At 64.2% G+C, this 20,982-nt stretch carries 19 protein-coding genes and 1 tRNA gene; 8 read left to right on the forward strand and 12 right to left on the reverse strand.

The genetic code is table 11. The features are described 5' to 3' along the window. A partial coding sequence (locus EOA29_RS00945) for an error-prone DNA polymerase (protein ID WP_127220077.1) occupies positions 1 to 2,747 on the forward strand: 2,747 nt, incomplete at its 5' end. Positions 2,748 to 3,092: 345 nt separating this feature from the next. On the opposite strand, the gene EOA29_RS00950 is transcribed toward EOA29_RS00945, so the two are convergent. From EOA29_RS00950 to EOA29_RS00965, 4 genes are all read right to left on the reverse strand, one after another. After that, a complete protein-coding gene (locus EOA29_RS00950; protein WP_189350458.1) occupies positions 3,093 to 3,344 on the reverse strand; it encodes a Trm112 family protein in 252 nt (83 codons plus the stop codon). A 158-nt stretch (positions 3,345 to 3,502) separates the two neighbouring features. Further along, on the reverse strand, positions 3,503 to 4,174 hold the full coding sequence (locus EOA29_RS00955) for an LON peptidase substrate-binding domain-containing protein (protein WP_126091117.1): 672 nt from the start codon (positions 4,172 to 4,174) through the stop codon (positions 3,503 to 3,505). Between the two features lie 172 nt (positions 4,175 to 4,346). Continuing rightward, positions 4,347 to 5,342, reverse strand: a complete 996-nt coding sequence (gene trxA / locus EOA29_RS00960; protein WP_126091116.1) for a thioredoxin — start codon at positions 5,340 to 5,342, stop codon at positions 4,347 to 4,349. Positions 5,343 to 5,440: 98 nt separating this feature from the next. Further along, positions 5,441 to 5,941: a prolyl-tRNA synthetase associated domain-containing protein gene (locus EOA29_RS00965; protein ID WP_126091115.1), complete on the reverse strand. Its 501-nt coding sequence runs from the start codon at positions 5,939 to 5,941 to the stop codon at positions 5,441 to 5,443. A gap of 209 nt (positions 5,942 to 6,150) precedes the next feature. Here EOA29_RS00965 and EOA29_RS00970 point away from each other — a divergent pair. Both EOA29_RS00970 and EOA29_RS00975 read left to right on the forward strand, forming a co-directional pair. After that, positions 6,151 to 6,225: transfer RNA gene (locus EOA29_RS00970), tRNA-Gly, on the forward strand. 495 nt (positions 6,226 to 6,720) lie between these two features. Beyond that, positions 6,721 to 8,067 carry a PASTA domain-containing protein gene (locus EOA29_RS00975; RefSeq protein ID WP_126091114.1) on the forward strand — a complete coding sequence of 449 codons (1,347 nt, stop codon included), beginning with the start codon at positions 6,721 to 6,723 and terminating at the stop codon, positions 8,065 to 8,067. Positions 8,068 to 8,227: 160 nt separating this feature from the next. Here the strand turns inward: EOA29_RS00975 and EOA29_RS00980 are convergent, their stop codons facing one another. Further along, on the reverse strand, positions 8,228 to 8,668 hold the full coding sequence (locus tag EOA29_RS00980) for an Lrp/AsnC family transcriptional regulator (RefSeq protein ID WP_126091113.1): 441 nt from the start codon (positions 8,666 to 8,668) through the stop codon (positions 8,228 to 8,230). A gap of 132 nt (positions 8,669 to 8,800) precedes the next feature. Here EOA29_RS00980 and rocF point away from each other — a divergent pair, with 132 nt between their 5' ends. After that, complete coding sequence (rocF, locus tag EOA29_RS00985; RefSeq protein WP_126091112.1) at positions 8,801 to 9,733, forward strand: arginase; 933 nt, start codon at positions 8,801 to 8,803, stop codon at positions 9,731 to 9,733. Positions 9,734 to 9,735: 2 nt separating this feature from the next. After that, positions 9,736 to 10,794 carry an ornithine cyclodeaminase gene (locus tag EOA29_RS00990; RefSeq protein WP_126091111.1) on the forward strand — a complete coding sequence of 353 codons (1,059 nt, stop codon included), beginning with the start codon at positions 9,736 to 9,738 and terminating at the stop codon, positions 10,792 to 10,794. Between the two features lie 173 nt (positions 10,795 to 10,967). Here the strand turns inward: EOA29_RS00990 and EOA29_RS00995 are convergent, their stop codons facing one another. The 7 genes from EOA29_RS00995 to EOA29_RS01020 form a co-directional block, all read right to left on the reverse strand. Beyond that, positions 10,968 to 11,969, reverse strand: coding sequence for a substrate-binding domain-containing protein (locus EOA29_RS00995; RefSeq protein ID WP_126091110.1), 1,002 nt, complete (start codon positions 11,967 to 11,969; stop codon positions 10,968 to 10,970). A 22-nt stretch (positions 11,970 to 11,991) separates the two neighbouring features. Further along, complete coding sequence (locus EOA29_RS01000; RefSeq protein WP_126091109.1) at positions 11,992 to 13,008, reverse strand: ABC transporter permease; 1,017 nt, start codon at positions 13,006 to 13,008, stop codon at positions 11,992 to 11,994. Continuing rightward, complete coding sequence (locus EOA29_RS01005) at positions 13,005 to 14,507, reverse strand: sugar ABC transporter ATP-binding protein (RefSeq protein ID WP_126091108.1); 1,503 nt, start codon at positions 14,505 to 14,507, stop codon at positions 13,005 to 13,007. Before EOA29_RS01005 ends, EOA29_RS01000 begins: the two co-directional genes overlap by 4 nt. A 136-nt stretch (positions 14,508 to 14,643) precedes the next feature. After that, complete coding sequence (locus EOA29_RS01010) at positions 14,644 to 15,615, reverse strand: sugar ABC transporter substrate-binding protein (RefSeq protein ID WP_126091107.1); 972 nt, start codon at positions 15,613 to 15,615, stop codon at positions 14,644 to 14,646. Between the two features lie 298 nt (positions 15,616 to 15,913). Further along, positions 15,914 to 16,933: an LLM class flavin-dependent oxidoreductase gene (locus EOA29_RS01015; RefSeq protein WP_127220078.1), complete on the reverse strand. Its 1,020-nt coding sequence runs from the start codon at positions 16,931 to 16,933 to the stop codon at positions 15,914 to 15,916. A gap of 307 nt (positions 16,934 to 17,240) precedes the next feature. After that, on the reverse strand, positions 17,241 to 17,426 hold the full coding sequence (locus tag EOA29_RS41060) for a hypothetical protein (RefSeq protein ID WP_210213101.1): 186 nt from the start codon (positions 17,424 to 17,426) through the stop codon (positions 17,241 to 17,243). 221 nt (positions 17,427 to 17,647) lie between these two features. Beyond that, entirely contained in the window at positions 17,648 to 18,280 is a 633-nt protein-coding gene (locus tag EOA29_RS01020) for an isoprenylcysteine carboxylmethyltransferase family protein (protein WP_126091105.1), read from the reverse strand. A 202-nt stretch (positions 18,281 to 18,482) separates the two neighbouring features. Here EOA29_RS01020 and EOA29_RS01025 point away from each other — a divergent pair, with 202 nt between their 5' ends. The 3 genes from EOA29_RS01025 to EOA29_RS01035 are packed head-to-tail and all read left to right on the forward strand — an operon-like array spanning position 18,483 to position 20,981. Then, a complete protein-coding gene (locus EOA29_RS01025; protein WP_126091104.1) occupies positions 18,483 to 19,160 on the forward strand; it encodes a winged helix-turn-helix domain-containing protein in 678 nt (225 codons plus the stop codon). A 56-nt stretch (positions 19,161 to 19,216) separates the two neighbouring features. Continuing rightward, positions 19,217 to 19,597: a YkvA family protein gene (locus EOA29_RS01030; protein WP_126091103.1), complete on the forward strand. Its 381-nt coding sequence runs from the start codon at positions 19,217 to 19,219 to the stop codon at positions 19,595 to 19,597. A 4-nt stretch (positions 19,598 to 19,601) separates the two neighbouring features. Then, the gene (locus tag EOA29_RS01035; RefSeq protein WP_126091102.1) at positions 19,602 to 20,981 is read left to right on the forward strand and encodes an ATP-binding protein; all 1,380 of its coding nucleotides are present in this window, start codon (positions 19,602 to 19,604) and stop codon (positions 20,979 to 20,981) included. Position 20,982 lies beyond the last annotated feature (1 nt).

The raw sequence follows: 20,982 nt of genomic DNA on the forward strand, positions 1-20,982 counted from the left end.
ATCATGCCGCCGACCGCCGGCCGCTGCAGGACGTGCTCACCGCGATCCGCCTCAACACGCCGGTTTCCGAGGTCGGACTGGAGCTGACGGTGAATGCCGAGCGCCATCTGAAGCCGCCGCTGGAAATGGCGCGTCTGTTCCGCCGGCACCCGCAGGCGCTGGCTGAAACGCTGCGCTTCGCCGACGAGCTCACATTCTCGCTCAGCGACCTCGAATATAATTATCCGGACGAGCCGACCGAATCCGGCCTCGGACCGCAGGCCGAGCTCGAGCGGCTGGCGCGGGAAGGGGCTGCCGTCCGATACCCGGCCGGTGTTCCCGCCCATGTCACGCGGCGCATCGAGGAAGAGCTCGCGCTCATCGAGCGGCTGAACTACGCGCGCTATTTCCTGACCGTCCACGACATCGTGAAGTTCGCCCGCAGCCAGAGCATCCTTTGCCAGGGGCGCGGTTCGGCCGCCAATTCGGTCATCTGCTTCTGCATCGGCATCACCGAAGTCGGCCCCGACCGGATCGACGCGCTCTTCGAGCGCTTCATCTCCGAGGAGCGCAACGAGCCGCCCGACATCGACGTCGACTTCGAGCATGAAAGGCGTGACGAAGTCATCGCCTACATCTACGACAAATACAGCGCCAAGCGCACCGCACTCGCGGCCGCCGTCATCAGCTATCGCGGCCGTTCGGCCTTGCGCGAAGTGGCGAAAGCCATGGGCCTCTCCGAGGACGTCCGCAGCGCTCTGTCGAGCACCATCTGGGGCTGGTCGACCTCGGAGCTCGGCGAAAGGGAGACCGATGCCGGCGGCCTCGACCGCGCCGACCCGCTGTCCAGCCAAGTGCTGGAGCGCGCCAACGAGATCATGGGCTTTCCCCGCCACCTCTCGCAGCATGTCGGCGGCTTCGTCATCACCCGCGACCGGCTCGACGAGGTCGTGCCCATCGTCAAGACGGCGATGGACGAGCGCAAGATGGTCGAATGGGACAAGGACGACCTCGACGCGGTGAAGATCCTCAAGGTGGATGTGCTGGCGCTCGGCATGCTGACTTGCCTGAAACGCGCCCTGACCTTGCTGACGCGGCATTATCCGGAAGCGCGCGATGAATACGGCCGTCCCTATGATCTGAACTCGCTGCCACCGGAGGACGATCGCGTCTACGCCATGATCTGCCGGGCCGACACGCTGGGCGTCTTCCAGATCGAGTCGCGCGCCCAGATGTCGATGCTGCCGCGGCTGCGGCCGCAGAATTTCTACGATCTCGTCATCGAAGTGGCGATCGTGCGGCCCGGCCCGATCCAGGGCGACATGGTGCATCCTTATCTGCGCCGCCGGCAAGGCAAGGAGAAGCCCGAATACCCGAAGCCCGAGCTGGAAGAGATCCTCGGCAAGACGCTTGGCGTGCCGCTGTTCCAGGAACAGGCGATGAAGATCGCCATCGTCGCCGGCGGCTTCAGGCCGGGCGAGGCCGACGAATTGCGCCGCGCCATGGCCACCTTCAAGCGCACCGGCACGATCGGCAACTACCGCCAGCGGATGATCGACGGCATGGTCGCCAAGGGCTACGAGAAGGAGTTCGCCGAGCGCTGCTTCAAGCAGATCGAAGGCTTTGGCGAATACGGCTTTCCCGAAAGCCATGCCGCGTCCTTCGCGTTGCTGGTCTATGCCTCCTGCTGGTTCAAGACCTTCTATCCCGACGTCTTCTGCGCCGCGATCCTGAACGCGCAGCCGATGGGTTTCTATCAGCCGGCCCAGCTCGTCCGCGACGCGCGCGACCATGGCGTCGAGGTGCGCGAGGTCGACGTCAACCACTCCGTCTGGGACTGCACGCTGGAACAGGCCGCCTTCGATTCGTCCCGCATCCTCGAGCGTCATGCCTCGATGCGCGGCGTCATCGAGGCGGCTCATGCGGTCAGGCTTGGCTTCCGCCAGATCAAGGGCCTGTCCGAGGAGCGGATGGAGGCCGCCGTCGCCCGGCGCGGCAAAGGCTATCGATCGGTCAGGGATCTCTGGCTGCGGTCAGGCCTCGATGTCGGGGAGATCGAAAGGCTGGCCGAGGCCGACGCCTTCCGCTCGCTCGGCCTCGACCGCCGCGCCGCGCTCTGGGAAGTGCGCGCGCTCGACGGCAGGAGTGCTGCCGAAAAGCTGCCGCTGTTCGACCAGCCCACGCTTCGCCTGCGTGAGCTGGAGCCGGAAACGAAGCTGCCGAAAATGCCGCTCGGCGAGCATGTCGTCCACGACTACCGTGCGCTCGGCCTGTCGCTAAAGGAGCACCCCGTCGCCTTCCTGCGCGAGCGGCTCGACCGCGCCGGCATCACGCCCAATGCCCGCCTGCCGTCGGTGCGCGACGGCCGCCGCGTCTCCGTCGCCGGCCTGGTGCTGGTGCGCCAGCGCCCCGGCAAGGGCAATGCGATCTTCCTCACCCTGGAGGATGAAAAGTCGATCGCCAACGTCATCATCTGGCCGCGCGTCTTCGACCGCTTCCGCTCTATCATCATGGGCGCGCGCTTCATCCGCGTCACCGGCAAGCTGCAGCATGAATCGGACGTCATCCACATCGTCGCCGACAGGATCGAGGACCTGACCTCCTGGCTGAGCGTACTGCTGCAGGCGCTCACCATCGAGCATCAGCCCGCCGAGTCATCGAATGGACCGGAGCGCTCCGCGAGCCGCGGCCTGCCGGTCCGTCAGGACATCGCCGCGCTGTCGGATACCGCACAGCAGGTCATGCCAAGGGGACGGAATTTTCAGTGAGGCGTAGAGGCCGTTGGCCTCGAGCGGAGCAAGGAGCGAAGACCCTGGGATGGCGAAGGTTGCGTTCCTTCACACCCCCCTCTGTCCTGCCGGACATCTCCCCCGCAAGGGGGGAGATCGCATGTTGCGCGGCTTTCGCCAATTGTCGACGTCGAAAGAAGGGCGCGGCGCCCAGGCTGCCAATCTCCCCCCTTGCGGGGGAGATGCCCGGCAGGGCAGAGGGGGGTACCGTCCCGCCAGCGTTTCGGATTCCTCCGCTGCAGCGGCGTTGTGTAATCACAGACGCCTTTGCCAATCTCGAAGGCTTGCGGCGTCCTTCCGGAAGCGTCCGTCAGCGGAAGACATTCACGACGGCCCGCTCAGCCGCGGCGGCGGCGGCGTCAGCATATCGTCGGCCGAGATCGTGCGCGCTTCCGACGGCAGCATGATCGGAATGCCGTCGCGCACCGGATAGGCAAGCTTCGCCACCCGCGAGATCAGCTCGCTGCGGTCCGGATCCCAGCTCAGCGGCCCCTTGGTCAGCGGGCAGGCGAGCAGTTCCAGCAGTTTAGGGTCGACCGTGGCCTTCCGCCCGTCACGTCCATCCGCCACTAGCATTGTCCTCCCGCCACGCGAGATGTGTTGAGATTCAGGTTAGGCTGAGTCGAAAACGGCGGTTTTCGAGAACCGGAGCGGAGCGTACTTAACGTACGTGAGCACCGGAAGCGCAGAAAGCCGCCGTTTGCAGGCCGGCATCACCTGAATATCGACGCATCTTACTGGATGCTCGAGCCAAAATCCTCATCCTCGCGCGCCAGCGTTATCTCGGTGATGGCGATCAGCGTCTCGGCGCGCGTCTTCAGGTCCGCCGCTTCGAGCAGCGCCTGCTTCTCGGCCGGCCCATAGGGCGCCATCATCGACAGCGCATTGACCAGCATGGCGTTCTCGGCGCGGCTGACGCTTTCCCAGTCGGCTTCGAGATCATTGGCCTGCAGATAGGCGCGGAACGCCTTGAGCAGCGCCGGCCGGTCGACCTCGGCGGCGGCCTGGTCCTCCTCGAGATCGGCGAGGAACGGCGCGATCCGGCACTGCCGGAATGGTGTCTTCACCGCCAGCTCCTGCGTGACCCGGAAGCGGCAGACGCCCTGCAGCGAAATCAGGTAGCGCCCGTCGCCGGTCTCGGCGAGCGAGATGATGCGCCCGGCGCAGCCGACGCTGCAGAGTTCCGGCTCGCCGTCGTCGCGCAGCGCGCCGTCAAGGCTGGGCTGGATCATGCCGATCAGCCGGGCCCCGGCCATCGCCTCATCGATCATCTGCAGGTAGCGCGGCTCGAAGATGTTGAGCGGCATGCGGCCGCCCGGCAAGAGCAGGGCGCCGGCGAGCGGAAATACCGGGATCGCCGATGGCAGATCCCTCGCGAGCCGATAGCGGGCGTTTCCGACCTGCACCTCAACCCTCCAAAAGCGTCGCCGGCCAGCGTGTCAAACCTGCGATCTTCTCTGACGCAGCCCGGTCTATCCAACCCATCGACAGGGCGAGCCACTGCCCTATTTGGCGCAGTTGCCGCCCGCCGCAAGCCCCCTTACCTGGCAGGGGCCAGCAAGAGAGCCGGCAAAAGGCTCAGGAGAACAGCAGCGACGACAGCTTGCGCCGCGCGGCAAGCGTCGCCTCGTCGGTCATCCCCCATGCCTCGAAGAACTTCAGGAGCTGCGCCCGGGCGCCGTCGTCGTTCCATGTCCGGTCGGCCTTGACGATCGCCAGAAGGTTGTCGGCGGCCTGCGTCTTCTCGCCGCGCGCATTCTGCACCATCGCCAGGTCGAAGCGCGCCTGATGATCGTTCGGATTGGCGGCGAGCCGGCGCTCGAACTCGGCCGGATTGCCGAGCGCGGCCGCTTCCGCCGCAAGCGTCATCTTGGCGCGCAGCGCCGCAAGCGCCGGCGCGTCCTTCTTGTCCTCCGGCGCCTTCGCAAGCACCGCCTCGGCGCCTGGAGCATCGCCGGCCTCGAACAGGATCTCACCCAGACCCGCGATCGCCTCGACGGTTTCGGGCGCCTGCTCGAGGATGGCGTCATAGATGTCGGCCGCGGTCTGGACGTCGCCGGCCTCGCGCGCCTCGCCGGCCGCTGCCAGCGCGTCGGTAATTTGCGGCGCGCCGCCGCCGCCCTTGCCGCCGACCTTCTGGATGAACTGCGTGATCTGGCTTTCGGGAATGGCGCCCATGAAGCCGTCCACCGGCTGGCCGTCCTTGAAGGCGATGACCGCGGGGATCGACTGGATGCCGAGCTGGCCGGCAATCGAGGGATGGTCGTCGATGTTCATCTTGACCAGCTTGACCTTGCCGCCGGCCGCCTTGACCGCCTTTTCGAGCTGCGGCGTCAACTGCTTGCAGGGACCGCACCAGGGCGCCCAGAAGTCGACCAGCACCGGCTGGCGGCGCGATTCCTGGATGACGTCGGCCGCGAATGTCGCGGTCGTGGTGTCCTTGATCAGCTCGGCCGTCGCCGGCGCCTCGCCGAGCGACACCTTGGCACGGTCGGCCCCGCCATACTGGACGGATTGGGCGTACTGGCCGGAATTGCCGCCAAATGAGCCGCTGAACGGATTGTTGTCACTCATGTCGTCGCCCTTTCGGTCGCGCCGCCGCCGGCATGAAGGCGCGGCGCGTCATTGTCGGATTTCGGTTCGCCCTCCATGTGGCGATCAAGCCCTGACTTTCAAGATAATGACACTTTCAAGATAACAGGATCGTGGCCGGTTGCCTCGACGAATCTGACGAGATCGGCCGCCGCGATGGTCGTCGTCGCCTCGTTGGTCAGCGGATGGCCGTTGATGACGTCGTGGTTCATCAGTTCCTGGTCGAGGACGACCTTCACCCGTCCGGCCGTATCGTTGATCAGGCCGAACACGGTGACCGCGCCCGGGATGACGCCGAGCAGCTCCATCAGCATTTCCGGCTTGCCGAAGGAAACGCGGCCGGCGGCGCCGATCAGGTGATGAATCTGCTTGAGATCGACCTCCGCGTCCTCGCCGACGGTGACGAGAAAGAAATTGTCCTTCTTGTCCTTGAGGAAGAGGTTCTTGGTATGCCCGCCCGGGATCTCGCCGCGCAGCGCCTGCGAATCGGCGACCGTGAACAGTGGCGGGTGGCGCACCGTCGAGACGGAAATGCCGAGATCGGCAAGAAAGGCGTAGAGCTCGGCTTCGGTCTTCGGCATTGGGTCCTCGCATCGTCCGGAAGTGTCATGCCGTTTACGGCCAACGGCACCCTCGGGGCAAGATCGCCCGCGTGGGCCACGGAAATCCGCCCGTTCGGAGCGAGCCTTCCATGCATGAAGAGCTAGCTCCAAAAAGACCGTCATTTCCCTGTTGCAATCGGCGCGCTCTTCGGCCATATAGGCGCGGCTTGCGGCCCAAGGCCGCGCGAGCGGGTGTAGCTCAGGGGTAGAGCACAACCTTGCCAAGGTTGGGGTCGGGCGTTCGAATCGCCTCACCCGCTCCAGTTTCCCTTCCGGGATCAAGCAAACGAAAAGCCGCGGTTTTCCGCGGCTTTTTCGCGTTTGAACGCACGAAGAACCCGAACGGCAAGAGCCAGATCAAAGAGCCGGGATCCCCGAGCGGGTTACCAGCCCGGCCATCGCTGGGACGCGTTCTCGAAACCGTCCACACTCGGCGGCGATGATCCAAGATCGTCGCTGAATTCTACAAGACCAAACCGTTGGGGAGAGCGCGCTGAAAGTCCATACGGCGTGACGCACTTCACACGCGTTATCCCAACTGCGTGGTATTTTAGGGCGGTCGGAATTTCCCGATAGCTCAGGACCAGCGCCTCATTCTTAGGGCGCAGGATCAAGGTGTACCCTTCCTGGCGGTCGAGATTTCGTCGGTTTCGGAATTGCCAATTTCCATCGCGACAAACACATTCGCGTCTACCAGATGGTGACTCTTCGTAGTCGTACTACACCTTGCTTGCCATACCAGCAAATTGGAGAGTTCGATGGGTTTGACTCAAGTCGTCGTGCCGATGATCAAGAGCTATGACTTTGGCATTGGCGTGGATTATTCGACGGGTAGTCCCATGAACAGAGCTGTTCAGGGGGAGATAACGGGCGTTAAGAGTGCCGGGGGCTCGACTGCGAGCTGGTCCATTACTCGCATCACCACAACTGAAGAGCTCGAGAGCGCTTTGGGCATCAGTGCCGAGGCAAGTTATGGAGTTCCCGCCTTTCAGGGCGCAAGCGCCCGGTTCGATTTCGCCAAGCGATCGAAAGTTCAAAGCAGCTCCCTATTTTTGATGCTCAGCGCATTCGTCAAGTTGGAATATCTGTCCATAGATGAGCCAGAGCTAACAGATGCCGCGAAGCTATTGATCGCCGACTCTAGGGCTTTTAACGGCCGCTATGGCAACATGTTCGTACGTGGTGTCGATCGTGGCGGCTTGTTTTTCGCCGTAATGCGTATTGACGCTCTGTCTAAACAAGACGCAATGTCGATTGCCGCCAGCCTTGGTGGTTCTTATTCCGCCTTTTCCGCTGAAGGCAAAATGAAGCTCGACGAATTGCATCAGAGGTATGCAAGCGAACTCCATGTCGAAACGTATCATGAAGGCGGCCCGGTCGATTTGGATATTAGCTCACCAAATTCCACTTCGGATCTTTATGATATGCTGCGCAAGTGGTTGACATCGTTTCGCGATGACCCAACCGCAAATTCGGTACCCTACTCTGCCACATTGGCACCAATGACGATTGCAAAAGCGCCGCCAGCCCCTAACGAAGCGGATATTCAGCATGCGTCAGATGTGCTTGCTATCTGTGCTAAAACACGAAGCCGTATCCTCGATAGCTTGAATCTGGTCAATTTCATCACTGAAAATGCCTACCGCTGCGAGTTCGCCGATGGGACATCTGCCGCAGACTTCATCAAGGCGTCGAACGGCTACGAATCTGATCTGGACGTCGTAGCAGGCTGCGCTTCGCAGGCGATGCGTGACGTTACCAGGGCGGTCATGCCGGCTGACTTCGCTAAACAGCAGGGCAAGTCATTTCCGCTCGGGTCGATCCCATCCCCTATACCAACAATGAAATCTGGAATGGCCATACCACTGGCGGCTCCGAACTTCGTGGGCATGACAGTAGCTGCGGCGACCGAACTTGCCGAACGTTTTGGCGTGACACTGGGGTATAGTGACAAGATAATGTCACTGTCAGCGATAACGCTAATGGATGGATACACGCTTCAGTTTCCAGACAGCAAGATCATGGTGACATCGCAATCACCGCAAGCTGGCGACAAACTTCCGTCGGACAACACCGTCGCGGTTGATGGCAAGGGGATCAGTTGATCAATTAATCTGGTGAAGGGGTTATGGCCCGACGACCCAAGCGGGGTCGAGCGTTCGAATCGCCTCACCCGTTCCAGTTTCCCTCCAGGGATCAAGCAAACGAAAAGCCGCGGTTTTCCGCGGCTTTTTCGCGTTTGGTAGACATCCCCCTCTGCCGCAACTACCCCAGCCGTGCCCTGGTCGTCCTCGGCGTCGCAAGCAACAGGCTGGTCTCGCTCCCCGTTATCCCCGGGATCAGCCGTATCCGCCGCAGCACGGCATCGAAATCGGTCAGCGAAGCGGTGCCCAGCTCCACCACCAGGTCCCAGCGGCCGTTGGTGGTATGAATGGTCGAGACTTCGGGGAAGCCGCCGAGCGCCCTGATCACGCGATCGGCGGCGTGGCCCTCGATCTCGATCATCATGACGCCGCGTATGCGCTGGTCGACCGCGTCGGCGCGCAGCACCACCGTATAGCCGATGATCTCGCCGGATTTTTCCAGCCGCTCCATGCGCGCCCTGACCGTGGCGCGCGAGACTCCGAGATCGACCGCGAGGTCGGAGACGCTGCGCCGCGCATCATGCCTCAGCAGCGTCACCAGTCTTTCGTCGAGCGCATCCATGACTATCCATTTCGATCAAACTTCCTGACCAATATGATAGAATGATCTTTTCGAAATGCCAATTTTCCTTGTTCAAACCGCCAGGCCGCGATGGTTCAATCCCTTGGTCAATCGCAAGGGCTAAAAAGAATCATGCGCTGCAGGATCGTCGGCGCGCCGGTGCAGGACGGCGCGGGCAGGATGGGATGCGAGATGGGGCCGAGCGCGCTGCGCACGGCTGGGCTCGTCTCGGTGCTGTCGGAACTCGGCCACGAGGTTGAGGACTGGGGTGCCATCCAGCCGGCCGAGGTACGCGCCCTCGTCCACGGCAATCTCGTATTGAAGGCGCTGCCGGAGATTTCCGCCTGGACGGCGGCGATCGCCGAGACCGCCTACGCCGCCTCCAGGGAGGCCATGCCGATCTTCCTCGGCGGCGACCACTCGATCTCGGCCGGCACGGTATCCGGCGTGGCGCGCCGTGCCGCCGAACGCGGCCGGCCGCTCTTCGTGCTTTGGCTCGACGCGCATCCGGATTTCCACACGCTCGACACCACCACCAGCGGCAACCTGCACGGCGTGCCGCTCGCCTATGCCAGCGGCCGGCCCGGCTTCAACGGCTATTTCCCGGATCTGCCCGCCGCGGTCGATCCTGCCCGCGTCTGCACCATGGGCCTGCGCAGCGTCGATCCGGCCGAGCGCCGCGCGCTGAAGGAGGCAGGCGTGACCGTGCACGACATGCGCGCCATCGACGAGCACGGCATCGCACCGCTGCTGCGCGCCTTCCTCGCCCGTGTGGAGAAGGAAGACGGGCTCTTGCATGTCAGCCTCGACGTCGATTTCCTCGACCCGTCGATCGCCCCGGCCGTCGGCACCACCGTGCCCGGCGGCGCCACCTTCCGCGAGGCGCATCTGGTGATGGAGATGCTGTCCGACAGCGGCCTGGTCTCCAGCCTCGACCTGGTCGAGTTGAACCCGTTCCTCGACGAGCGCGGCCGAACGGCGACGCTGATGGTCGACCTCACCGCCAGCCTGATGGGCCGTCGCATCATGGACCGCCCGACCCGCAGCCATTCCGGAAGCCTCTGACCATGACCCAGCCTTCCCGCCTCGCCATCGTTCCCTTCGTCAGCGTCGACCGCATGATGAAGCTGGTGCTCGCCATCGGCGTCGAGCGATTCCTCACCGAGCTCGCCGCCTATATCGAGGAGGATTTCCGCCGCTGGGAGCTGTTCGACAAGACGCCGCGCATCGCCTCGCATAGCCATGACGGCGTCATCGAGCTGATGCCGACCAGCGACGGCCGCCTCTACGGCTTCAAATATGTCAACGGCCACCCGAAGAACATGCGCGAGGGCCGCCAGACGGTCACCGCCTTCGGCGTGCTCGCCGATGTCGGCTCCGGCTATCCGATGCTGTTGACCGAGATGACCATCCTGACGGCGCTGCGCACCGCCGCCACTTCCGCGGTCGCGGCCAAATACCTGGCGCCGAAGGGTTCGCGCGCCATGGCCATCATCGGCAACGGCGCCCAGTCCGAGTTCCAGGCCATCGCCTTCAAGGCGCTGCTCGGCATCGACCGGCTGCGGCTCTACGACATCGACCGCAAGGCTTCGGAAAAATGCGCCCGCAACCTTGCCGGCAAGGGCTTCGACATCACCATCTGCTCGACCGGGCAGGATGCGGTCGAAGGCGTCGACATCATCACCACGGTGACCGCCGACAAGCAGTACGCCACCATCCTCACCGACAACATGGTGGGCTCCGGCGTCCACATCAACGCGGTCGGCGGCGACTGCCCCGGCAAGACCGAGCTGCATCGCGACATCCTTCTGCGCTCCGACATCTTCGTCGAGTTCCCGCCGCAGACGCGCATCGAGGGCGAGATCCAGCAGCTCGACGCCAACCATCCGGTGACGGAGCTGTGGCAGGTGATGACCGGCCAGGCCGAAGGCCGCAAGACGCCCGAGCAGATCACGCTGTTCGATTCTGTCGGCTTCGCCATCGAGGATTTTTCCGCGCTCCGCTACGTCCGCGACCAGCTCCAGGCCACCGGCCTCTATGAGGAGCTCGACCTGCTCGCCGACCCCGACGAGCCGCGCGACCTGTTCGGCATGCTGCTCAGGGCCGCGATGCAGCCGGCCGCTTGATGAGGGAATGAGCGCGTAATCTCCCCCCTTGAGGGGGAGATGGCCGGCAGGCCAGAGGGGGTCGGTCCGACTGGGCTCGGCTTGCTTGTGCAGATGGAGGTTGGCGCTTCATGCGCAGCGACCCCCTCTGTCGCCTTCGGCGACATCTCCCCCTCAAGGGGGGAGATTACGCCCTACTGCCGCAAAGGCGCGCAGCTTTCGCGTTCGATGAGGACCGGCGTCAGAACCTCGCGGCGCGAGGGCGCCGCCGGCTCGCCGAGGCGCTCGAGCAGCAGGCTCACCGCCCGCGTTCCGATCTTCTCGACCGGCTGCGCGATCGTCGTCAGCGGCGGCCATGTGGTGACCGCGTAGGGTATGTCGTCGAAGCCGACCAGCGACATGTCGTCGGGGACGCGCAGTCCGCGCGTGCGCAGCGCGGTGATCGCGCCCATGGCCATCAGGTCGTTGCAGGCGAACACCGCCGTGATCTCCGGCGCTTGCGCCATCAGCCGCTCCATCGCCAGACGGCCGCCGGCGAAGTGATAGTCGGAATCGACCACCGATGATGCAGGCAGTTCGAGCCCCGCTTCCTCGAGCGCCCGGACAAAGCCGCGCACGCGGGCAGGGCTGGAGCTCGAATCGCGCGGGCCGCCGATAACGCCGATCCTTTTGTGGCCGAGCCCGACGAGATGACGGCCGGCGAGATAGCCGCCGTGATCGTGATCGACCAGCACGGTATCGACATTGACGGAGTGGATCTCGCGGTCGAGCAGCACCGCCGGCACGGCGGCGGAAAGGCGCGAGAACACCCTCGCATGGTCGGACGAGCCGGCGAAGATCAGTCCGTCGATCTGCTTTGCCAGCAGCACCGACAGATAGCGCTCTTCCTTCTCGGCGTTGCCGTCGGAGTTGCACAGGATCACCGTGTAGCCGGCGACGAAGCCGGCATCCTCGATCTGGCGCGCAACGCTGGCGAAAAACGGGTTGGAATTGTCGGGCAAGAGCAGGCCGATGGTCTTGGTCTCGCCGCGCCGCAGACTCCGCGCCAGCGAGTTCGGGCTGTAGCGCAGCGCGGTGATCGCCGCGCGCACGCGCTCGGCCGTCTCCGGCTCGACATGGCGCGTGCGGTTCATCACATGCGAGACGGTGGCGACGGACACCCCCGCATAGCGTGCGACATCGGCAATCGTCGTCATGGTCCCTGGTTCCCCTGGCTCCCTAGCGGATTTTCCGCAACAGCCTCTCCCGATACGCGTCTAGGATGACGGCGAGCACGATGACAAGGCCAATCACGATGGGTTTGAAATTGTCGCCGACGCCGAGCAGCTGCAGCCCGGTGCTCAAGACCTGCAGGATGCAGGCGCCGACCAGCGTGCCGATGATCGAGCCCTTGCCGCCGCTGAGGCTGGTGCCGCCGATGATGACGGCGGCGATCGCGTTGAGCTCGTAGCCGACGCCGGCGATCGGGCTGCCGATGTTCAAGCGCAGCAGATAGACCATGGCCGCGATGCCGGCCGTCAGGCCGCTGATGGTGAAGGCGGCGACCTTGTAGAAGTCCGGATTGTGGCCGGAGAGGCGCACCGCCTCGTCATTTGTGCCGACCGCGAAGATCATGCGACCGAAGACGGTCAAGCGCAGCACGAACCAGCCGGCCGCGATCACCAGCACCGCAACCAGGAAGATCGACGGCAGGAAGCCGCCGATGATGAGGTTGCCGAAATCGACGAAGCTCTGCGGCAGGCCGGTGATGGTCGAATTGTCACTGACCACGCGCGCGGCGCCCGCCGCCATGTTGAGCATGCCGAGCGTGACGATGAAGGAGGGGATCTTCCAGCGGGTCGAGATCCAGCCGTTGAGGAAGCCGCAGACAGCACCCGTCGCCATGCAGGCCAATAGCGCCAGCGTGATCGCCGCCGCCGGCGACAGGCTCTCGTCGATCATGACGGTGGCGCCCACCACGGTGCAAAGCGCCAGCACCGAGCCGACCGAAAGGTCGATGCCGCCGGTGAGGATGACAAAGGTCATGCCGGCGGCGAGCACCGTGTTGATGGCGATCTGGACGAAGATCTTCAGCGCGTTGCCGGGCGTGGCGAAATAGGGCGCGCTGACCGAGAAGAACAGCGTGATCAGCACCAGCGCGAGCAGCACGCCGGCATCGCGCACCAGGAAACGCAGGAACTTCGCCCTTCCGGGGGAAACAGGCGCCGAAACGATTGCGTCGGACGTCTCGCTCATGGTCGCACATACTCCTGGTAGGCGAGCGACAGGATGCGCTCCTGGTCGAATTCGGCTCGCGGCACCTCGCCGACAATTCTGTTCTTGGAAAAGACGATGATGCGGTGGCACATGCCCATCAGCTCCGGCAGGTCGGACGACACCATGATGATGCCCTTCTGTGCCGCCGCCAGCATCCACAGGAGCTGGTAGATCTCGCGCCGCGCGCCGATGTCGACACCGCGCGTCGGCTCGTCGAGGATCAGCGTCGAGGTGCCGCGGAACAGCCACTTGGCTAAAACCACCTTCTGCTGGTTGCCGCCGGAAAGATTGCGCACGGCCTGCTCGATCGAGCTCGCCTTGACGCGCAGCTGCCCGACCAGGTCGTTCGCGGCCGCGGCTTCGGCCCGGCGGTTGACCAGCCCGTGGCGCGAGACCTTGCCGAGATCGGTGATGGTGATGTTCTTGTCGACGGCCAGGTCGAGCAGCAGGCCCTGGCCCTTGCGGTCCTCGGTGAGCAGGCTCAGTCCGTGCCGCACGGCATCCTTGGGCGCCGTGATCGCCACCGGCCTGCCGTCGATCTCGACGACGCCGTCGAGCTTGGGATCGGCGCCGAACAGGGCTCGCATGGCTTCCGTGCGGCCGCTGCCGACCAGGCCGGCGACGCCCAGGATCTCGCCATGCCGAACCGAGAAGGAGATTTCCGGCGTCGCGGCGTTGCGCTTCAGATTGGCGACGCTGAGCGCGACCTTCCCCGGCGCGATCGAGGCATCGAAGCCAAATTCGTCGGCGATGTCTCTGCCGATCATCATCCGCACGATATCCGGCACGCTAAGGCCGTGGAGCTCGCGGGTCGCGACCAGCCTGCCGTTGCGCAAGATGGTGACCCGGTCGCCGATCTCGAACACCTCGTGCAGGCGGTGCGAGATGTAGATGATGGTGACGCCCTTGGCCTTGAGCTGCTTGATGATGGAAAAGAGCCGCGCGATCTCGGGCGGCGTCAGCGTCGCGGTCGGCTCGTCGAGCACCAGAAGCTTGCTGTCGTAGCTCAGCGCCTTGGCGATCTCGACGAGCTGCATCTGCGCGACGCCGAGCGCCTCGACCCGCGTCCGCGGATCGACGTCGAGGCCGACCTCCTTGAGCAGCGCGACGGCGCGGCGGTTGAGCGCCTTGCGGTCGACGATGCCGAAGGCGCGGCGCGGCAGGTTTTCCAGCATCAGATTCTCGGCGATGCTGAGATAGGGCAGAAGGTTCAGCTCCTGATGCACGATGCGGATGCCGCTCTGCTGCGCATCGTGCGGCGTCTTCGGCTGGTAGGGCTGGCCGTTGAAAGCGATGGTGCCGCTGTCCGGCTGATAGATGCCGGCCAAGAGCTTGATCAGCGTCGACTTGCCGGCGCCGTTCTCGCCGAGCACGATATGGGTTTCGCCGCGCGCGATCGACAGCGAGACCTCGCTCAGCGCGACGACGCCGGGAAAGATCTTTCCGACCCCTTCAAGGGAAAGAATCACATCGTCCATGCAGCAATCCTGAATGGCGCTCTTCCGCCGCAAACCGGTATGAGCGCGCGGTCATCGCCGCCGACAGTTTGCCGGCGGCGATGATGAGACAAGCGAATGGATGGCGCCAGAGGGAGTGCCGGCGCCCGTGCTCGCCTCAAGCGGTGATCAGCTTCACGTCGGTCTTGACCCAGCCGGAGAATTTCTCGCCGGCAAGCTCGCGCAGGCCGTAATCGATGCCCATGGCCGCCATCTGCGCGCCATACTGCTCGACGGTGGCGAGCATCTTGCCTTCCTTGAGCAGCGGGCCGACGGCCGGGATGTTGTCGAAGCCGACAACCTTGATCTGGCCGGACTTGCCGGCCGCGTCGATCGCCTTGACGACGCCGAGCGCCATCGAATCGTTCGCCGCCATCACGCCCTGGATATCGGGATGCTGGGTGAGGAAGTTGGTCATCAGCGTGTTGGCTTCCTCGGTCTCCCAATGCGCCGTCTTGGAGTCGAGCAGCTTCAGCTTGTACTCCTTCACCGAATCGTCGAAGCCCAGCTTGCGCTGCTTGGCGTTGTCGGCCTCCGGATTGCCCTCGAGGATGACGACCTTGCCGCCCTTGCCCAGCGCCTTGCCGAGCGCATCGCCGGCGAGCTTGGCGCCGGCGCGGTTGTCCGGGCCGAAGAAGGCGAGGTCGACGCCGGCCTTCTTCTTGGCTTTCTCGTCGAGCGCAACGTCGATGTTGATGACCTTGATGCCGGCCTTCAGCGCCTTGGCGATTGGCGTGACCATGGCCTTCGAATCGGCCGGCGCCACGACGATGATGTTGTAGTTCTGGGTGATGAAGTTCTCGATGGCGTCGACCTGAGCGGCAAAATCGCGCTCGTCCTTCATGCCGACGGCGGCGAAATCGAACTTGTCCTTGTTCTTGGCCGCGTATTCCTCCGCGCCGGCCTGCATCTGCTTGAAGAACTCGTTGGCCAGCGACTTCATCACCAGGCCGACCTTCGGCTTGTCGGCGGCGAACGCCGGACCGAGCGGCAAGGCGAGCGCGCCGGCCGCCAGCGCGCTGGTCTTGAGGAACTGGCGGCGCGAGAACGAGCCGAGATCGAGCCCATGGGTAGTTGAAACCTTGCTCATGCTTTCCTCCACTTTTGATGAGCCGTAATCGGTTACGTAACCGATTACGCAAACTAGGGCGACATTTTATCAGGTGTCAATATCGATGGTAAGGCGGACGGGAGGGCGCCGGCGCCAATCTCCCCCCTTGAGGGGGAGATGTCGCCGAAGGCGACAGAGGGGGTCGCCGCGCGTGAAGCGCCGGCGCCCTTCTGCGACAAGAGATCAGGTCGGCGATTTACGTGAGGCGACCCCCTCTGGCCTGTCGGCCATCTCCCCCGCAAGGGGGGAGATTACGCGCCTCGCCGTTTTCGCCAAATCACCGCCAGCCCAGCGCCGGCGCGACGTTCTTCAGGATCGCCTCGATGACATGGGCGTTGTAGGCGACGCCGAGCTGGTTGGGCACGGTGAGCAGCAGCGTGTCGGCCTCGGCGATCGCCTGGTCTTGCCTGAGCTGCTCGACGAGCACGTCCGGCTCGGCGGCATAGGTTCGGCCGAACACGGCGCGCTTTTCCGGCTCGATATAGCCGAAATGGTCCTCGCCCTCGCTGCCGCCGAAATAGGCGCGGTCCATGTCGTTGACCAGGGCGAAAATGCTGCGGCTGACCGAGACGCGCGGTTCCCTGGTATGGCCGGCCTCCTTCCAGGCGGCGCGGTAGGCTCTTATTTGCTCGGCCTGCTGGATGTGCAGCGGCTCACCGCTCTCGTCGAATTTGAGCGTCGAGCTCTGCAGGTTCATGCCGAGCTTGGCCGCCCATTCGGCGGTGGCGTTGGTGGCCGCGCCCCACCAGATGCGCTCGCGCAGGCCCTCGGAGAACGGCTCGAGCCGGAGCAGACCGGGCGGATTGGGAAACATCGGCCTGGGATTGGGCTGGGCGAAACCCTGGCCGCGCAAGAGGTCGAGAAAAATCTCGGCGTGGCGGCGCGCCATGTCGGCGTCGGTCTTGCCCTCTTCCGGCACGTAGCCGAAATAGCGCCAGCCATCGATCACCTGCTCGGGCGAGCCGCGGCTGATGCCGAGCTGCAGCCGGCCGCCGGCGATGAGGTCGGCCGCACCCGCATCCTCGGCCATATAAAGCGGGTTCTCGTAACGCATGTCGATGACGGCGGTGCCAAGCTCGATGCGCTTGGTCTTGGCGCCGGCGGCGGCAAGCAGTGGAAAGGGCGAGCCGAGCTGACGGGCGAAATGATGGACGCGGAAATAGGCGCCGTCGGCGCCGAGCTCCTCGGCCGCCACCGCAAGGTCGATCGACTGCAGCAGCGCGTCGGCACCCGAGCGCGTGCCCGATTGCGGCGAGGGCGACCAATGCCCGAACGACAAAAATCCGATCTTCTTCATGTGCTCCGTTCCGGTTCAGATCGGCTCGCTCGGCCGCTCAAATTCATTTGTTGCTCCAGCGCAATGCCAAGGCAGCGTAAAACGGCTTTTCACCTCGGAATTGCGTGAAAACAAATAGTTGGAGCAATACCGCGATTCAACGGACACCGAAGGATACAGACCGTCAATCGGTACGGATCCGTCAAAGACATGTTCGCCGCCTTGTCATCCGTTGAAGGAGGCTGGACTCGTCTACCGTCAGGAGACGGCAGCGTAACGCCGGGGGAAACGGAGGCGCGGCACCCGCGACCGCAGGGCGTCAGGCCAGTCAGGCCTTGATCGCGCGGCTTTCTCTATAGGTCGCTCTTTTGACGAAAAGCTTGGCGTGTTCGGCCCACTCGACTTCGGTGACGTTGTTCTCGCGAACGGATCGCCTGAAAGCCTCCCGCAGGGCGTCGAGCTCAAAAACCGACATCCGTCCGGGTATTTTGCGCTTCGATATGCGAGCGTCCATCGTGTTACCGCCAGCCAAGGTTCAGACCCGACCTTTATGTTCGATCGGCTCAGGCCATCAAGGCGTTGCCGCTGACTTCTTTTGGGTGCAAATCGGCTCAATGCATGTCGCCCAAAAGCGCGCAGCGGTTTTGGGACAATAACATGCATCAAAACAAAGACTTGAAGCGCGTCGCCTGAATTCGTTTCGGCGCGATCCGCTTTGGGTTGAGCGGTGAAATATCAATAGACGGTAAACAAGGTCGGCAGCACGCCCGTCATGCGAAAATACTCGACCGTTTCGATGAGCGGAAACAAGGCCAGGAAATAAAGCCCGTCCCGGAACGTGCTTTTCAGCGCGCCGGTGGAAAAAAGCCACTGATCCTGGTCCTGGTAAAGCAGCGGGTTCGGCCAGAACCGGGGCGTCCGCTCGGCATAGGCGGCGTAGGCGGCGCCGAACTTGCCGGACAGGAACTCGGCCTCCATGCGGGCGGTGAACCGGAAAACGAGGAAGCTTGCGAGCCCCAGCGCCGCTGCCGCCAGCACCGATCCGAACATCAGCCCGATGCCGACCGCGCCGATGGTCGAGAAGAAATAGAGGGGGTTGCGGGTCATCGAGAACGGACCCGAGACGATCAGCTCGTCATTCTTCCTGCCGCCGACATAAAGGATGCTCCACAGCCGGCCAAGAAAGCAGACGAGCACAAGGCCGAAGCCGGCGGTCTCCATCAGCTCGTGCCCGTTCGAGCCCTCGCTGAGAAACGGCCTGGAAAACAGGAGCAGGACGATGGCCACCACGGCGGCGGCCTGGACGACGATCAGGCGCTTGTGCTGGTCGAACGCCTTTGGCGCTGACTTGAGTGATGTGTAAGCCATTCGGGATCAGTCACTCCGGCCCGGGCAAGGACGTTTATCCCCTAGCCTTTCTCCCGCCCCATTGCGAGGCCTCATCAGTATTTTCGATCATCCTTACGAATTTGTAAGGAACCGTACAGGCGCGCGTAAGCCGGGCTTGTGGGAATGGGCCGTCGCCGATGCTAGCATGCCGCTTGCGCTGGACTCCGGACGACAGGCCAACATGCGACTTCTGCTGGTTGAGGATGACCCAAGGACCGCCGACTACATCGTCAGGGGGCTGACCGAGGCCGGACACGCCTGCGATCTCCTGCGCAACGGCCATGACGCGCTCATCGCGGCCACCCGCGATGCCTATGACGTCATCGTGGCCGACCGCATGATCCCCGGCCTGGACGGTCTTTCCCTGATCAAGGCGGTGCGTGCCGCAGGCATCCAGACGCCGGCCATATTCCTGACCTCGATCGGCGGCGTCGACGACCGGGTCGAGGGATTGGAGGCCGGCGGCGACGACTACCTCGTCAAACCGTTCGCCTTTTCGGAGCTGCTTGCCCGCATCAACGCGCTCGGCCGCCGGCCGGCGGCGCAGGAGCAGAAGACGGCTCTGCGCGTTGCCGATCTGGAAATGGACCTGATCATGCGGCGCGTGACCAGGCAGGGCCAGGCGATCGACCTGCAGCCCCGGGAATTCAGCCTGCTCGAAGTGCTGATGCGCGGCGAGGGCCGCGTCATCACCCGCACCATGCTGCTGGAGCGCGTCTGGGACTTCCATTTCGATCCCAAGACCAGTGTCGTCGAGACCCATATCAGCCGGCTGAGAGCCAAGGTCGACAGGCCGTTCGACGTGCCGCTCATCCATACCGTGCGCAACACCGGCTACAGCCTGCACGCACCGGGTTGACGATCCATGCGTGATCGCATCTCGCGCGTCCGACCGGCTGTCCGTATATAAGCGACATGCCGATGCTGGATACTGCAAAGCGATGGGCGCGCGCCATCAAGCGCGACACGGTGGCATTGTGGCTTGCCGCCCGCGACCACCGCGTACCTTGGTATGCGAAGGCGACCGCCGGGGCGGTCGCGGCCTATGCCCTCAGCCCCATCGATCTCATCCCGGACTTCATCCCGGTCGTCGGCTACCTGGATGACCTTTTGATCGTCCCGCTCGGCATCATGCTGGCGGTCAAGCTGGTCCCGCCCGATCTCATGCAGGAATTCCGCGCCGAGGCCGCGCACCGCGCCAGGCCGGGCAGCAGGGCCGGCCTGATCTTCATGATCGCGGTCTGGATCGTTGCGGCGCTGGCGCTGCTCTGGCTGTTCTGGCCGAAGCCCGCCTGACACGATGAAAGACACCCCTCTCAGCCTGTTGCGCAGCACGCCGTTCCGGCTGGCGCTGACCTTCGCCTTCCTGTTCGTGCTTGCCTTCATCCTGTCCGGCGCGATCGTCTATCAATTGATGAGCGCCGACCTGGCGAGACGGCTGGATCAATCCATCAAGGAGACCTATTCGGTCGTCGCCCTGACCTATGCGGAGAACGACAGGGACGACCTTATCGCCTCGGTCAAAAACAATGCCGACCTCAGCCCGGACAAGGACCAGCTTTTCTCGCTGACCGATCCCGACGGCAACCATCTGGCCGGAAACTTCACCGCTTCCGGCCTGCCCGACGGTTTCTCGATGTTCGCAGTCAGATTGCCGGGCGTGCCGCCCGACACGATGTACCGCGCCTATACGGGCGAGGTTGGCGGCAACAATCTGACGGTCGCCTTCTCGCTCGCCGGGACCGACGAGCTGGAGACCATCGTACTGATGAGCTTCGGCTGGGGCACGCTGTTCATCACCGGCCTGGCGATCGCCGGCGGCGCCCTGCTTGCCTCGCGTGTCCAGCGGCGCCTCGACGGCATTGCCGCCACCATGGTCGACGTCTCGCACGGACGGCTCGACGCGCGCATCCCGCTGATCGGCAATGGCGACGACATCGACGCGGTGTCCACCCAGGTGAACGCCGCGCTCGACCGGCTGTCGGCGCTGGTCGACGGCATGCGGGAGGTGAGCGCCAACATCGCGCATGACTTGAAGACACCGCTCAACCGCCTGCAGATGATCCTGGAGCAGGCCGCCGACAAGACGGCATCGGGCGAGGATGTCACCGGCGAGCTGGCCGATGCGCGCGCCGAAAGCCTGCAGATCAACCAGACGTTCGACGCTTTGCTGCGCATCGCCCAGATCGAGGCCGGGGCGCGCAAGGCCCGCTTCGTCGATCTCGACGTCGGCGGCATCGTCGAGACCATCGGCGAGGTCTATGCCGATGTCGCCGAGGACGACGGGAAATCCCTGGCCACAAAGCTCGTTCCGGATACGAAACGGTATATCCACGGCGATCGCGACCTGCTCATGCAGATGCTCTCCAATCTGGTCGAGAACGCGCTGCGGCATTGCCCGCCGGGCACGGCGATCGAGCTGGCGGTGTCCCGCCGGGACGACAGCATCCTCGTCCATGTCCGCGACAACGGCCCCGGCATTCCGCCCGAAGAGCGCGAGAAGGTCTTCCAGCGGCTCTACCGGCTGGATTCCAGCCGCACGACGCCCGGCAGCGGCCTTGGCCTCAGCCTCGTCAAGGCGGTGGCCGACCTGCATGGCGCCACCATCGTGTTGGCGGACAACAATCCGGGGCTTGTTGTGATCGTCAGCTTTCCGGCGGTGAAGGCACCCGCCGCCTGAT

Origin of the sequence: Mesorhizobium sp. M1E.F.Ca.ET.063.01.1.1 (assembly GCF_003998155.1) — a bacterium.
Taxonomy (GTDB): Bacteria; Pseudomonadota; Alphaproteobacteria; order Rhizobiales; family Rhizobiaceae; genus Mesorhizobium.